Below are 15039 nucleotides of genomic sequence, written 5' to 3' on the forward strand. Positions count from 1 at the left end.
TCTCAAAGCGATTAAATGATAGACTGCTAAAAAACAGTTCTAATATTCAATATGCGCCCACAACAGTCCGCTTTACTCTCGCTTCATAGTGCCGTTTTATTATTTGGTGGAACAGCATTATTTTCAAAATTAATTTCACTCTCAGCACTGGATATCACCGTTTACCGTACCGCCGTTGCTTTCGTTGTGCTACTACTGTTACTCAAAATACAACGGCAGCCGATAAAATTAATACACAAAAAAGACTATCTAACGGCTTTAGTTCTTGGTGTCATCGTGGGGCTTCATTGGGTGACTTACTTTGCAGGCATGCAAATGGCGGGAATTGCAGTTGGGATCATTGCCTTTTTCACCTACCCCGTGATCACTGTTTTTTTAGAGCCACTTTTCACTCGCAGCCGTGTACAGCTAAAAGATTTTATCAGTGCGAGCGCGGTGTTATTTGGTATCTATCTGTTAGTACCAGAAGCGAACCTTGGCAACCAAGTTACCTTGGGGATTATTACGGGCGTATTCTCGGGCGCACTCTTTGCGCTACGCAACTTGCTCCAAAAGCGCTTCTTTTCTCACTATAGCGGCCCACACACAATGCTTTATCAAACGCTTGTTGCATGTCTCATGCTGTTAGCATTTGTGGAAGTGCCAATTCAGCAAGTATCCACAGAAAATCTCTGGTTAATCTTGCTTGCAGGAGCAATATTTACGGCAATTCCACACGCCTTGTTTGCCTCTAGCCTACGTTATTTATCTGCCACCACTGCTGGGTTAATTTCTTGTTTACAGCCATTGTATGGAACGCTATTAGCTTATATTCTGTTACACGAGACGTTGACACTTACAACATTACTTGGCGGGTTGTTGGTAGTTAGTGCAGCCTGTTTTGAAACTTGGTCTATTACAAGGAAAAAAGCATGATTCAAGTCTTAGCGCACCGTGGAGCCAGTGGCAGCTATCCAGAAAATACACTTGCTGCAATAGAAGCGGCTCTCCATATTGGCGTTGATGGTATTGAGTTGGATGTGCAAAGTTGCGCGGATGATTACGCCATTATCCACGACACTTGGCTAGACAGAACCACCAACGGCGTGGGTAGAGTTAATGAACAAACTCAAGCCTACCTTGCCACGCTTGATGCCGGTAAAGGGCAATCAATTCCCACCTTGCAGCAAGTGTTCGCCACGATAGGCAAACAGACAGATATCAATTTAGAACTAAAGCATACCTTTGGCCTAGATAAATTCGTTACCTATATTGAAGAACATATCCAGCAAGGCGTGATCACCAGAGAGCAGCTACTCATCTCCTCTTTTGACCATCATCAACTATTGTGGCTAAAGCAAAAATTACCTTGGGTAAGAATTGGCGCGTTAACGGCTTCTATTCCAATTCATTATGCGCAATTTGCCGAATCGCTCCATGCCTACAGCATTCATATGGACAAAAACTTTATTAATCATGAATATGTGTTGGATGCAAAATCTCGCGGATTAAAGGTATTTGCTTATACGGTCGATAAACAACAAGACATAGATATGATGCTAGATTTCGGGGTGGATGGTATTTTCACCAACTTTCCATGCCAAACCAAAATGTATTTACAGGGCATTGGCGCCTACGCCACCCCAATTGAGTAACTGCTTGATCGCTTTAGCATTGTTATTCCATTTAGCTCATCTATACTGAGACAAATAAAGTGGCACAATGATGAGCCCAATATGAGTTTATATATGCGCATTTATAATTTTGTAGAACAGACGTTTTTCTATACCCTTTCTCGTAAAATTGTTGGCAATTTAGGCTTTTTACTCCTATTTCAGGTTATTAGCTTGGTTTGGCTGTATTCTGAACTCGCTCACTCCGGTGCGAGTATGGGACTGTTTTGGCTTATCACTATTGTGATCCTTGCCGCGTTTGCGTTTACCGTCTTCTATATGCGCTTTTTAATCGTACGACCTGTACAAGCGATGAAAGAGTCATTGGAGCGCGTTAATCGCCAAAACGGTAACTTAGATGCGAAACTGCCACAATTCACTTATGACGAATTTAGAGATTTAAGCGAGCAGTACAACACCTTTACCACCCACCTTAGTCTCTTATTGGAAAAAACATACGAAAGTGCCGCTGCGGCGACACAAAGCAACCGCGATATCACCAGCTCCATGCAAAGTACCGCAAAGTATGGACAGCAGCAGCTGAGCCAAGGTGACACGATTATTGCCGCTTCCGATCAGGTCAGCCACAGTTTACAAAGTATTGTGCACAATACCGATCAAGTTTATCAGGCCAATACTGAAAGCTTGCACTTTGTTCGCGGTTCATCACAGTCGTTAACTAAGCTTGTCGCTGAAGTAAAACAAATCACCACGCTACTAGGTAACTTTTCATCGACGGTTTCAGGCCTGAAAGAAAATAGTGAGAATATTCGCAACATTCTAAAAATGGTTGAAGAGTTTTCCGACCAAACCAACTTGCTTGCGCTCAATGCGGCAATTGAAGCAGCTCGAGCAGGTGAAGCCGGACGTGGCTTTGCAGTGGTTGCCGATGAAGTTCGTGCGCTGTCGGTCAAGGTCAATGCGGCCACCCGCCAGATCAGCGATTTTATCAATCAAATGAACGTGCTGGTCGGTGAAACCAATCAAGAATCAGAACAATTGATTTCTCATTCAAGCTCAGCAGAGAAAGCCATCAGTGATACCTCTCAAGGCTTTATTTCGATGAGTGATGACTTTGAACGCAATCAAGCGCAATTAGAAGAAATCGTTAGTGCGGTACACCAACTTGAAGAAACACAAAAACATACTCACCAAGCAGTGCAACAAATTGTCGAACTGGGTCAGCAATCTAAATCACAAATTGATGGCGCGTTAGCCGAATGCCAAAGTGCCCAAAAGCTCACAGAAACCACTCAAAAAGAACTTACTCGCTTTGTTTCGCGGCGCTAAGCCCGCGAAACATCAAAAGTGAGCACTTCGCTGATGCTGGCTTTATTTAGCGCCAGCATGACTAGCCTATCTATTCCAAGTGCAACGCCAGCACAATCGGGGACGCCTGCGTCAAGAGCAGCCAATAACCGCTCATCGGCCGGCACTGGATGCAATCCCATCTCAGCTCTGAGTTGGTTATCTTGCTCAAAACGCGCTCTTTGCTCTACCGCATCCGTCAATTCGTTAAATCCGTTGGCCAGTTCCATGTTGCGATAATAGAGCTCAAAACGCCCTGCAACGCGATTGTCTTTCGGGTTAAGTTTTGCCAGTGCCGCTTGCGATGCCGGAAAGTGATAAACAAAACAAGGTTGCTGCTGACCGATTTTAGGCTCAATTTCCATGCAAAATAGCAATTGCAGTAGAGTATCTGGATTATTCTCAATAGCTGCAATATCACCATAACCATATTTATTGGCGTGCGCTTTCAATTCCGTCAGCGACACACTTAAGGGATCAAACCCAAGATGGGTCACAAAGGCTTGTTGATAGGTCATTGAGTCGCTAGCAGGACAGTCCAATAACATCTGCATCAGCTCATCGATTTCCGCCATTAAGTCAAACTCGTCAAAGCCCGGACGATACCACTCTAACATCGTAAATTCTGGATTGTGATGACGCCCAGACTCTTCGTTACGAAAAGCCTTACATAATTGAAAAATCGCACCACTGCCTGCGGCAAGTAGTCTTTTCATCGCATACTCGGGTGACGTTTGTAAAAATAAAGGCAAACCTTGGCTGTGATTTGGGCCAACAAATCGAGTATGGAAAGTATCTAAGTGAGGGTCGGTCACTGAGGCTTGAGAAAGGCTCGGCGTGTCGACTTCCATCACATCACGAGCAGCAAAAAAGTGCCGTATCTTCGCTAAAATTGCAGCCCTTTGCCTAAGCGTCTCTATCGTTGCACTTGGCTGCCAATTGTTCACCGTCATTGTTTACTCCAAAAAAATCCCAGCAACATGCTGGGATTTATAAAACATCGTAAATTGCTTTACGCTATTATTTTACGCGGCTTACGTATTCGCCACTACGCGTATCAACTTTGATCACTTCACCAATTTGAACGAACAAAGGAACACGAACAACAGCACCTGTGCTTAGGGTTGCAGGCTTACCACCAGTACCCGCAGTGTCGCCTTTCAGGCCTGGATCTGTTTCTGTGATCTCAAGCTCAACAAAGTTAGGTGGTGTTACTGCGATTGGGTTACCATTCCACAGTGTGATAGTACATACGTCATTTTCAACCAACCATTTTACGCTATCGCCAAGTGCTTTTTCATCAGCTGCGATCTGCTCAAATGTTTCGTTGTTCATGAAATGCCAGAACTCACCATCAGTGTATAAATACGCTAGATCAGTATCCATTACGTCTGCGCCTTCCACTGAGTCGCCAGACTTAAATGTTTTCTCTAGTACTTTACCTGAGATAAGCTTACGGATTTTAACGCGGTTAAACGCTTGTCCTTTACCAGGCTTGACCATTTCATTTTCTAAGATAGAACAAGGCTCGCCGTCCATCATAATTTTTAGGCCGCCCTTGAACTCGTTGGTGCTATAATTCGCCATCGTATCCTCTAATCTACGTATATTCGAGTAATTAACCTGCTAATGATACAAATAAATGAAGTAAATTTGCAGACTAACTGGCAAAAAGAATTAGCAAATGTTGTCACTGACCCACAAGAGCTACTCAACATCTTGGGGTTGCATGACCAATTTGATGCACGAGACTTTGCAGCTAAGCGCTTGTTTCCTATGCGAGTACCTCGCCCATTTATCGCTAAAATGCGCCACGGAGATCGTCATGATCCCTTGCTATTACAAGTGTTACCTGTACATCAGGAATATTTAACTGAAGCGGGATTTAGTAAAGATCCACTCGAAGAACAAGACGCGCCTGTACCTGGTTTGTTACATAAGTACCGCTCTAGGGTATTACTCATGCTCAAAACTGGTTGTGCGGTCAACTGCCGCTACTGTTTTCGACGCCACTTCCCTTATCAGGATAATCAGGTCAACAAACGCACCTTAGAGCCAGTATTTGATTATTTGCGCGCCCATCATGAAATCAATGAGGTGATCTTAAGTGGCGGTGATCCACTGATGGCCAAAGATGACATGATAGCTTGGGTGCTAGAACAATTAGAGGCTATACCACAAATCAAACGTTTACGTATTCACAGCCGCTTACCGGTAGTGATCCCAGCGAGAGTAACCGAGGAATTGTGCCAACGTTTAGCAAAAAGTCATTTAAAGGTGATTTTGGTAAACCACATTAATCATGCAAATGAAATCGATGATACTTTTAAAGCCGCAATGCAAAAGCTTAAACAAGCCAATGTGACCTTGCTAAACCAAGCTGTGTTACTTAAAGGAATTAATAACGATGTTGCGGCTCAGGCCCAATTGAGTGAAGCCCTATTCGATGCAGATATACTGCCTTATTATTTGCATTTACTCGATAAAGTAGAAGGCGCTAGTCATTTTGATGTAGCAGAGCGTGAAGCCAAGGCGATAATGGCTGAGCTTTTGGAAGTGCTGCCGGGGTTCTTGGTGCCTAAGTTAGTGCGAGAAATTGGTGGTCAGCCAAGTAAAACACCGATCGACTTAAATTTACTAGACTAAAATAGCAAAAAATCGGTGCTAATGACCCTAGCACCGATTGCTTTGCACATATCTATCGGACATGCCGAAGACAACGTGCCATCAGACATAAGCTTACGCGTATGTATTGATGTTGTTGCCCAGCGTTGCTGTCACTGATTTAGCTGGCGTTTGTGCTGCTGCACTGCTGCCCGCAGATTCAATTAAAGCAAGTGCGGCTTGTCCATCTGCTTTCTGTTGCTTTTTTGCCAAAACGGCGCTGTATACTTCACCGCTTTGACCAGCACCAGACATAGCAGGTAGGTTACTTCCGGAAATATTCATAAGTGATTACCTGACTTTTTGATGGATCAAATTGGTTATCGGCGTATAAATTTAAACCTTTAGGATAAATTACGAGATAAATTTCCAATTCCTTTGTACTACTTATAAAAGGGTAGATTTACACCTGACATTTGTAAATGAAACCCTTAAAATAAGCGCTTTTAGTAGGGCGATTAGGACTGACCATGCAAGCCGTTATCGAAAAACTCAATGAAAATCTCAAGATCATATACCGCCAAGCACTAGATGCGGATAAAAAACTCGATGAATTGCAGCAGCAGGGTCATGGTAAGTTTAAAGCGCTATTTACAGAAGAAGCGGGGTTTACGTTTGAAGCAAAACGCTTTAAACCTTATGTTTTAGATGTTGCAGCCGACGTTGAAGGCCTATCGACAACTGAAGAAATTGACGAGCAAAAACTTGCACTTGTTGTGAAAAAGCTACAAAGCCTATTACAACTACTCGCTACTTTTAAATAATTTATCAATTCTGGTTCTGTTGTTTGGGGCCTCTATAATGTACAAGGAATGAAATCATGTTTACATACCCGACTTGGGTTGGCTTTGATTTAGACGGTACTTTAGTAAGTACCGCTGAAGATATCGCCTACGCTTTAAACACAACATTAAACCATTATTATTTGCCGGATATTGAACTTGCCCTTGTTAAAACCTGGATTGGCAATGGTACAACTAAGCTGACTGAACGTGCGTTAGACTTCCATAACAATACCAATATTGACAGAGCCGAAGCGACTCGTTTGCTTGAAACCATTTACGATGACTGTGTCACACGCTCATCCTGTTTATTCTCTAATGCAAAAACTACACTGCAAAGTTTACGTCAGCAAAAAATTAAACTCGCTTTAGTCACCAACAAGAACACTTCACATACCCATAAATTATTAGAGCACTTAGAAATTAAAACGATGTTTGACACAATTGTGTGTGCTGACACTTTGAAGAAGAAAAAGCCAGATCCACTGCCTTTATACACTTCTGTAAATATTATGAATTGCAAAGTACAAGATGGGTTTTATGTTGGTGACTCGATCAACGATGTTGCAACCGCACGAAATGCAGGTTGTAAAGTCGTTACCGTTGACTATGGCTATAATCATGGCAATCCAATTTCACGAAGTGAGCCTGACGCTATTATCAGTGATTTATCGGAAGTATTAGCACTATTCAATTAGTAATCTTAGATAAAAAAGCTCACATCCATGTGAGCTATGAGAAAGTAAATACATTACTATAGAATATGAACCCGTTTTAGATGACGATTTAAGCCACTTCCTTCAAAGCGACTGCGTCCATGTAATAAAGCTAGATTATCCACAAACACAAACTCGCCTTTCCTCCAACTATGTTTATAAAAGTAGTTCGACGAGTAAAGTAACGAATTCATTTCTTTCAAAAAGACGTCACTTTGATAAGTATCAAAACCTATCACCTGCGTCTCAACTGGATTCACTGCCATATTATCTTTATTGAAAGGTTCAATATAACGCATGCGAAGCTTGCCTGTCTTAGGGTGACGGCTTATTAGAGGAACTTCAATCACCCCTCCATAGTGGGCTTTCTTTTCCGTTTCATAACGGATCCGAATTTGCTTCCATTGCTCAATGGTATCGTTCGGTAGGCTTTCTAGTAACCGTGTTGTATTCAAAAATGTAGTCTCTCCACCACCAGAGCTGCAACTACTCTGCAAGCATTGAAAGAAGTTGAACCTTGGCTCTTCTGAGGCGAATGCTCCGTCCCAGTGCAACTCTACCTTTCCCTCACTGAAAATATGATTTTGCGGTTGTTCTTGTATTTTTAAATCAAGTACATAACCGAAGTCCCACTGTAAAAGCGGACCGATCTCTTTAGCTACTAACTCCATATCAGTATCATTGAGGGGCTCAAATCCTTTGAGCACAACCAGTCCTTGAGAAAATATTTCATCGATCAATGAAGCGATATTAAGACGCTCAACTCTTTGACAAGCCATAGAAGTTGCATCAATGACAACTCCAACGCTATCCAAGGCTTTAATAGTATCCATCACTCCGCTCCTCGATGAATGCGCTCAAAATGACTTGCACGCCCTTCGTTGAACACCAATACACAACCTAACTTCTCAGCTTGTTCACGTGGCATGAGTTGATAACTTGTATTATCTTTCACTAATACTGAATGCCATGGCGTTGTCCAGACATCTGTTTGTGAAACTAAAGAAATACCAATTTTTTCAGACACCAAGTATTGAGGGTGAATTGATAGACGTAACGCTTCAGGTAAGTGATCTTTCAACAATCGACTCCATGCATTACTCCTTTGGATCACTCGGTAGGCAGCTGTTTTAGCAACTTTTTGCAACGCTGTGCGGCTATAATCCGAAAACTTGTCAATGCCAGAGAAATCTTCCAACATAAAGCGTGTTATGCCTTTATACATCGTGGACGCTTCTTTTTCATTTTTCACGCGTTGACGTAAGTCTGACAAGCTCTCTCCGTAGCGGATCATCAGCTCTTCACGAAGTACAGTAAAGTCATCAACTTTGTCAAATACATCTTCTAAATTAAAGAATTCAAAATAGTTAGGGTAATGACGAGCCGCGTATTGGCGTAGTGTATTTACGTACTGACTGACATGTGAATCCGTGACATGAATGATATCGGCAAAAACCCGACCATCAGAACAAATTGTTACTTTTGCACCTGGTTCATAAATAGATTCAATCTGTTTACAGAGATTGACTAAGCGTTCAAATGCATAGAACTCCCCTTTATCAGGCAAGAAACCCAGTGTTTTCGTTCTATTTGGTGACTTTGCAGGGAAAGCTGGCAATACCATATTAATAGGTTCGTTATTTGCGATGAATTGCTCGACCCTCTCCACATGCCCCGCGATCTGCTCAGTGAATGGTGCGTTATCTTCTATAGGTAACAAACGGCGTTGCTCAAAAATTAGTGAAATAATATCTTCTGCTAACGACTGTATTTGACAATCCTGGATGCGGTGTTTAATAGCTAAATTTTCCATTTTCTTTGCCTAATTTTTATATGTGAAAAAGCTGCATAGCATGGGTAAGTGATAATTTATCTTCGATAGCGGCTTGAACTACCATCGGCATTTTTTCTTCGTCAAAGTCGACCTTTTGAATTTCACATAAACTACGTAAAAACCCCTGATAGGTGACTTCCAAAAGTGCATGATCTAACTCTGCAATCGCCGCATCATCTAACATTGCACCTCTTGTGTGTGCGTGTTTCATACGTTGTCGCGTGAGTTCAATATCGAAAAAGTGTCCACGATTGTAACGGTATTCATACCCTTTGATTAATTGAATAAACTCATCTTTTAATACGTGAATTCGTGCAATCGCAGCATTTTCTATCATCGCGATGGCTTTTTGATTGACTTCGTCTTGACTCATTCCATGCAGGCTTGGGCAATAACCATAACGACGAGACATAGAAGACGGTAAAATAAAACCAAACCAATGCATTAATAATGCTTCAAAATGCGTTTTATGTACTTCATAACTACCATGGTAGTTACCTGTAATGTGCAACATAAAACTCTCATACCAAGAAAGAAGATACGCATTGAATGCCTTTGTTTTACCGGCAAACATTTCTGCATCTTCGGCGATATCCGCCTCAATAAGTTCGCCAATCATGCGGTTAGCATCGGTTAAGTAAGCAGAACCTGGTGATAACAAGGGATCTAAAAAGGCTGATGACATTCCAGTTAAGAACCAGCGTTCTGTAGAAAAGGATTGCTTTGCCTTTCTAGATAGTCGTTTCATTGACGTGTAATCTAATAATTCAGCGTGCTGTCCTAGAATTTCATTGAGTGCTTGATGAGAGCGTAAAAACTGCTCAAACTCTTCAGCTGAACGAATATTTAAATTCACTTCATTATTTTTAGCAGTAATCCCAATGCTAAAGGTGTCTTGATTCAATGGAATTAACCAAATCCAATATCCTTTGTACATAAAGTGATTGGTAGCCAATGCTCTACTCGTAAAGTTCGAGCGAGCACGCCACTCATCACTTCCAAGATGATCAATCAGCTCAATATGCTTAAACCTTCCCCAGTATGAACTCACAGGATGGCGATCATTTTGTGATTCAATTAATCCAAGCTGTTTACCCAACGGTGAATTAAAGCCCGATGCATCAACTAAATAACGACAAGTATAAGTGCTACCACTGGTAACTACAGTGTGTCCTTGCTGCGCATCGAGACTAATTTCATTAACTGTAGTACCCATTACAACATCGACACCTAGTTCACGATTAAACTGCACCATATCGTTATCAAACTTTTCGCGGTCAATTTGATGCGCAGGGATGCCATGATACCAACTACGCCCAAGCTCACTCAGTTCTTCCACACTTAAATCGCGGTTATCACTATCAAAGTAAAAACGCAGTCCATGTTTGTATAGGTGGTTTGTTTCAAGGTAAAAACCAAGCTTTAAATCATTTGCCATGTAGTCCCAAAAAGACTCCAGCGTCGACTCTCCAACCCAACTATTAAACGCCTGCTTTCTCTCTATAACCGTAATTTTCATATCTGGGTGAGCCAATTTTAGTTGTCTTGCCAAGCAAGCCCCCGCCATTGAACCACCAATAATCAATACATCTGCGTATTGGCTTACCATAATTTCTCCTTAAAGGTAGTAAGTCAGCCTAAGTTCTATAAAATCATCATCTTTAAACCCGTAGGTCGCATCACGCTGGGTTTGCTCTAAAAACAAGTTTGCTTCAAGCGCTAGACTCAAGTGACTGGAGAGCCTAGTCGAAAATTCGGTTTTAATGGTGTGAGCCCCAGTATCGTTATCGATTAAGACCCCAGTAATCATGCTCGTATCATCAACATCATTCCACGCGAGTCGCATGCCAATAAATGTCGCATCTTGATAGAGACGATTTAGATTCACCTGTTCTTCGGTATCTCTATGTAACTCCATGAGTAAACTGAGATCTTTGTTGGAATTGGCGATACCGTAAAAGTAGTATTCGGCACCGACTACATAAGCCCAGCTTTTCCCTCCCATTTGGTGTTGGCGATGTACCGCTTCAACCTTCCCAAGCAGGTACTCAGACGTCCACTGTAAGTCCAATGCTGTTTGTTGAAGGCGCCGATAAATGGCATCGAACTTTTGATTATCATTAGGCCGTATAACGGGCTCCCTGTCGATGCCGTCGAAGTAGTAGGCTCCAACATCCCAATCACCTAGCACACCGCGATAACCTAATAAGTAGCTACCTCTATAATTAGCATCTCGGCCTACAAATTGCTCATCTGTTACAGCCAGTGGCAACGACAAGCGATCATCAGGAAGGCCGAAATCACGCTCACGAAAATAAGGTAAAGACATGGCAAACCAATGACCATTATCAGTAAAATGCTGATAATGAAGTAGTAACTCTCCAAGCTTAGACTCGTTATCTAAATTTCGTGTCGGCTGCTTTTGATTGACGATATCAACCAAATGACGAGACTCTGCAACTCCCCAAAAAACAGTATTTACACCAACATTCAACTGTCCTTGTGAGAAAGAGCGAGTGATATATGCTTCTTGAATGTCGAATGCCCTTACCCCCTCATTTTTCGCTGCACTCAACACAGGTTTAAACCCTCCGCTTAAACCTGTTTTCGGGTTTTCAAAATCCAACTCCCACATCAATTTAGCATCGAATTCTCGGTCAAGTTGTGAGGCTCTCATTGGAGAGCCATTATACTGCCGAGTGCTAAGGTCAATGCTGGTGCTACTTTGCCATTCCATCTCTGCTTTCGCATAAGGAATGCAAGATAGCACAACAGCAAGCATCGCCTTGAGTCGCATACCACCCCCTATTTCAACGACGACTTAATAAAGTCGCGAGCACTCAAGGCAATATCAAATTGGTAGTCTGAAAACTCTAATATCGTCTTTTTGCCCGACTGATGATTTTCCATTGTCATGGTAAGCGGGCGCCAGTACGCCTGTTGATATAACTTGTAGTTATCTAGGCTCAATGTTTTTAAATGACTGCCTTTTCTATCGTAGAAGTCTATTTTTCTAACTTGATAATCCTTGGTATCTATTAATGCACGTTGTTTGGTATATCCCGAGTTTTCATATTTTGGAAACCGATCTATCACCGCACATGTCAGCTCGCCACACGCCTCTTCCGATACATATTCATAGCTATACTTATTGAGTTCTTGTGCTGTAAAATCTTCAAACGCAAACTCGCTGCCAACAAATGGTCCCGATTTGTTTGCAGAAGATATCCGTTTAACACGCTTAAGCGCTGGGAGATATAACCACTGATCATCAGCATCTATAATTTGCGCATGTGAAAGCAGCTTGGTTTCTTTTACATCTGCAGGAGAGTTAAAAATAATAAGGCTTTTGTCACCTTTGTCTTCGTCTGCCACTTCCATAGTTTTCATGGTCAATAAACGTTCGGTTTCTTGGCCTTTCTTGTCTATCAAACGCATTTTTAAATCAACGGCACTGACTTCAAAACCTCGATCTGAACGATCTGCTTTAGCTGCAATGTTGTAGCCTAGATTGTCTTGCGTTGCGTTGCTGGCAAAAGGTATAACCAGCAATCCGATTGCTAAATGCGATAAAAACTTAGGCGTTGTAGATTTCATTTTTCGTTCCTTCTTGAATAGACGCTTTGCTCGCTTGCTTTGATCTTTTAGCCAGTAACATAAGCAGCGCGGGTAAGAATAAAAAGTCCACGATGAGTGCCATGACAATGGCAAGTGCAGTTAGCAGCCCCATCTGCGCATTGATCATAAAGGTTGAATAGGCCAACACTGCGAAGCCGCCAGCCAGAATAAATGTGGTCAGTAAAATAGCTTCACCGACGGTTTCAAAGGCATACTTCACCGCACCTGCTGGGTCCAATCCCTGCTCTCGCCTCGCCCGTAAGTACTTGGATAGGAAATGCACGGTATTATCAACAATGATCCCTAAAGAAGTTGAAGTTACCGTAGCCGCCGCCACACCAACTTGACCGACCAATATAGCCCAAATACCAAAAGTGAATAGCATCGGAATTGTGTTGGGTAGAATACTTGCGATCCCATATTTAATACTTCTCAGCGTCATCACCATAATCAAGGTGATCACGATAACGGCAATTAAATTACCGCTGAGCATGCTTTCTGCGTTACGCTGGAAAATATGTGAGAACATTACGGTCGCACCGGTTGCTTTAGCATGCATAGCATCTGGTGTATGGTCGGCTAACCAAGCCTCAGTACGAGCGATAAAAGATTGGATCTGGCCAGTTGAGAGGTTATCTAGAGTCAAGCTTACTCGAGTTGCCGATTTATCCATACTGATCCTGTCCGTCAGGTCTAACCCAAATGGCAAGGACATTTCATAAAGCAGGAGATACTGCGCTGCTAACTCTCTATCAGCAGGTAAACGATACATACTGGTGTCATCTTGATGCATATTTTTGTTGAGACGCTTAACAATATCCGTGTAACTATAGACATGAACCACCTCTGGTTGCATTCTCAGCCACTGTGTAAATTGATTCAGATTGGTAAGATATTCAGGCTCACTGATCCCACCTACTTTGCCACTTTCAACATCAAACTCAACCACATAAATACCAGTAAGGTTTTCCATGGTAAAATCAGTATCACGGCGAAACTCCACTCGATGATCAAAGTACTTCACAAACTCATCATTGAGATCAATATTAGGGACCACGTAGGCACTAGCCGCAATCGCAACAACAGTAAATAGCAAAATAGCTCGATATTTCTGCGCGACAACACCACCAAAACGACCTAAGTAATGAGATAACATGCTTGTACGAGTTGCATAGCTCTTTTTGTCTGGCAAAATGGCGATGAGGCTGGGTAGTAAAATTAGAGATAATACCCAAGCAGCAGCAATACCAAATGCTGTAATGTTGCCCAAATCGGCAAATGGAGGGGCATCCGACATGTTAAGAGTTAAAAAGCCTACAATTGTAGTCAAGCTGGTTATAGATACGGGAACGAAGTTAATTCGTAAACTTTCCACTATCGCGTGATTTTTTTCGTGTCCTGCTTTTCTTGCTGCATAGTAAGACAACAAAACGTGTATGCTGTCAGCTATCGCTAGCGTTAGAATAATAGTCGGTGCGGTTATCGAAATAGGAGTTAATTGAATACCAGCGTAGCCACTGATCCCCATAGCAACAACACTTGAGAAAATCACCACAGATACAGCTGCAATAGTTCCTGGAAAACTGCGTAATCCACAGTACATTACAATGATCAAAACCAAATACATGATAGGCGTAAGGGTTTCGGCATCTTGCTGCCCTGACTCACTAAACGCATTGTTTAGCATCGAAATTCCAGAAAGCGCAAACACTAAATCAGGATTCTCTTGCTGTGCTTTTGCGACTATTTCGCGAACATGCTTTACCGCTGTCGGTACTTCAGTCAGTGATTCACCTGGGTACTGAACGGTAATATTGATACCTGTCGTCTTCCCGTTATTTGCGATCAAGCGCTGTTTTAATAAAGGTTCTTGTTGTGCAATTTCCGCTTTTTGTAAAATGTCTTCTTCACTTAATGACTGGATGTTTTTCATCAAGTCCGCAACTATCAGCTCATCTCCCTCCGCGTAACTATGCTGAAAGTTAGTCACAGAGTCGACTCGACTAGCATAGGGGGTTTGCCACGCAGCCTCTGTCAGCTGCTCAACCACCATTGCGTGTTGTTTGGATAAACCGTTACCCTCTTTTTGATGCACAACAATAAGAATATTATCGTTCTTGGTGTACTTGTCCTGAAAAGCTTCAAAAGCCAGTAGTTCGGGGTTTGAAGCACTAAAAAATGCCCGATAATCATTAGAAAATGTTAAGCCTTTTGCCCCAATACCAATTGCAATACAAGACATGATACTGAAGAGTAAACACAAGTATTTATATCTAGTGACAAACTCACCGAGTCGCTTAGCAACTCCTTCTAGCGATGATCCCATTGTCTCTCCTTAAATAACAGAACAACTATTCTGATATAAAATAAAAAAATAGCTAAAAGCTTTTCTTCACGATCACTTCTAGCAATTAAGCAAACGCTTTGGGTAATCTTTACTGATCACTCAATTCAAATCTTTATCA

At 42.1% G+C, this 15039-nt stretch carries 15 protein-coding genes; 6 read left to right on the plus strand and 9 right to left on the minus strand.

Features of this window, described 5'->3' with window-relative positions; all coding sequences use genetic code 11:
- Positions 1 to 51: 51 nt before the first annotated feature.
- The 3 genes from MHN30_RS05375 to MHN30_RS05385 all read left to right on the plus strand — a co-directional run bounded on the left by MHN30_RS05375 (position 52) and on the right by MHN30_RS05385 (position 2942).
- On the plus strand, positions 52 to 915 hold the full coding sequence (locus MHN30_RS05375; protein ID WP_045987952.1) for a DMT family transporter: 864 nt from the start codon (positions 52 to 54) through the stop codon (positions 913 to 915).
- Positions 912 to 1634 (plus strand): glycerophosphodiester phosphodiesterase family protein, encoded by a 723-nt coding sequence (locus MHN30_RS05380; RefSeq protein WP_017217196.1) that lies wholly within the window; start codon positions 912 to 914, stop codon positions 1632 to 1634. The genes MHN30_RS05375 and MHN30_RS05380 overlap by 4 nt, the downstream gene beginning before the upstream one ends.
- 93 nt (positions 1635 to 1727) lie before the next feature.
- Positions 1728 to 2942, plus strand: a complete 1215-nt coding sequence (locus MHN30_RS05385; protein ID WP_045987953.1) for a methyl-accepting chemotaxis protein — start codon at positions 1728 to 1730, stop codon at positions 2940 to 2942.
- Here the strand turns inward: MHN30_RS05385 and epmA are convergent.
- Together epmA and efp are read right to left on the minus strand one after the other, a co-directional pair.
- Positions 2939 to 3913 carry an elongation factor P--(R)-beta-lysine ligase gene (epmA, locus tag MHN30_RS05390; protein ID WP_069021416.1) on the minus strand — a complete coding sequence of 325 codons (975 nt, stop codon included), beginning with the start codon at positions 3911 to 3913 and terminating at the stop codon, positions 2939 to 2941. The two genes, MHN30_RS05385 and epmA, sit on opposite strands and share 4 nt — an antisense overlap.
- Before the next feature lie 67 nt (positions 3914 to 3980).
- On the minus strand, positions 3981 to 4547 hold the full coding sequence (gene efp / locus MHN30_RS05395; RefSeq protein WP_017217199.1) for an elongation factor P: 567 nt from the start codon (positions 4545 to 4547) through the stop codon (positions 3981 to 3983).
- A 42-nt stretch (positions 4548 to 4589) separates the two neighbouring features.
- Here efp and epmB point away from each other — a divergent pair, with 42 nt between their 5' ends.
- The gene (gene epmB / locus MHN30_RS05400) at positions 4590 to 5606 is read left to right on the plus strand and encodes an EF-P beta-lysylation protein EpmB (RefSeq protein WP_222242295.1); all 1017 of its coding nucleotides are present in this window, start codon (positions 4590 to 4592) and stop codon (positions 5604 to 5606) included.
- Positions 5607 to 5699: 93 nt separating this feature from the next.
- Here the strand turns inward: epmB and MHN30_RS05405 are convergent, their stop codons facing one another.
- Positions 5700 to 5909, minus strand: a complete 210-nt coding sequence (locus MHN30_RS05405) for a hypothetical protein (RefSeq protein WP_010368721.1) — start codon at positions 5907 to 5909, stop codon at positions 5700 to 5702.
- A gap of 185 nt (positions 5910 to 6094) precedes the next feature.
- On the opposite strand from MHN30_RS05405, the gene MHN30_RS05410 reads away from it, so the two are divergent.
- A complete protein-coding gene (locus tag MHN30_RS05410; RefSeq protein ID WP_010605837.1) occupies positions 6095 to 6388 on the plus strand; it encodes a hypothetical protein in 294 nt (97 codons plus the stop codon).
- A gap of 56 nt (positions 6389 to 6444) precedes the next feature.
- A complete protein-coding gene (gene gph / locus MHN30_RS05415; RefSeq protein ID WP_222242291.1) occupies positions 6445 to 7104 on the plus strand; it encodes a phosphoglycolate phosphatase in 660 nt (219 codons plus the stop codon).
- A 56-nt stretch (positions 7105 to 7160) separates the two neighbouring features.
- Here gph and MHN30_RS05420 read toward each other — a convergent pair whose 3' ends face one another.
- Genes MHN30_RS05420 through MHN30_RS05445 form a run of 6 tightly spaced genes read right to left on the minus strand, consistent with a single transcriptional unit; the run spans position 7161 to position 14900 of the window.
- The gene (locus MHN30_RS05420; RefSeq protein WP_239358856.1) at positions 7161 to 7955 is read right to left on the minus strand and encodes a TauD/TfdA family dioxygenase; all 795 of its coding nucleotides are present in this window, start codon (positions 7953 to 7955) and stop codon (positions 7161 to 7163) included.
- Positions 7955 to 8935, minus strand: a complete 981-nt coding sequence (locus MHN30_RS05425; protein WP_222242287.1) for an isocyanide synthase family protein — start codon at positions 8933 to 8935, stop codon at positions 7955 to 7957. The genes MHN30_RS05420 and MHN30_RS05425 overlap by 1 nt, the downstream gene beginning before the upstream one ends.
- A 16-nt stretch (positions 8936 to 8951) precedes the next feature.
- Positions 8952 to 10565 (minus strand): NAD(P)/FAD-dependent oxidoreductase, encoded by a 1614-nt coding sequence (locus MHN30_RS05430; protein WP_130164896.1) that lies wholly within the window; start codon positions 10563 to 10565, stop codon positions 8952 to 8954.
- Between the two features lie 9 nt (positions 10566 to 10574).
- The gene (locus MHN30_RS05435) at positions 10575 to 11753 is read right to left on the minus strand and encodes a hypothetical protein (protein WP_130164897.1); all 1179 of its coding nucleotides are present in this window, start codon (positions 11751 to 11753) and stop codon (positions 10575 to 10577) included.
- An 8-nt stretch (positions 11754 to 11761) separates the two neighbouring features.
- Positions 11762 to 12553, minus strand: coding sequence for an outer membrane lipoprotein-sorting protein (locus tag MHN30_RS05440; RefSeq protein WP_130164898.1), 792 nt, complete (start codon positions 12551 to 12553; stop codon positions 11762 to 11764).
- Entirely contained in the window at positions 12534 to 14900 is a 2367-nt protein-coding gene (locus MHN30_RS05445) for an MMPL family transporter (RefSeq protein ID WP_130164899.1), read from the minus strand. Before MHN30_RS05445 ends, MHN30_RS05440 begins: the two co-directional genes overlap by 20 nt.
- Positions 14901 to 15039: the final 139 nt, after the last annotated feature.

This window comes from Pseudoalteromonas sp. OF7H-1, from assembly GCF_022347825.1.
Taxonomy (GTDB): Bacteria; Pseudomonadota; Gammaproteobacteria; order Enterobacterales; family Alteromonadaceae; genus Pseudoalteromonas; species Pseudoalteromonas maricaloris.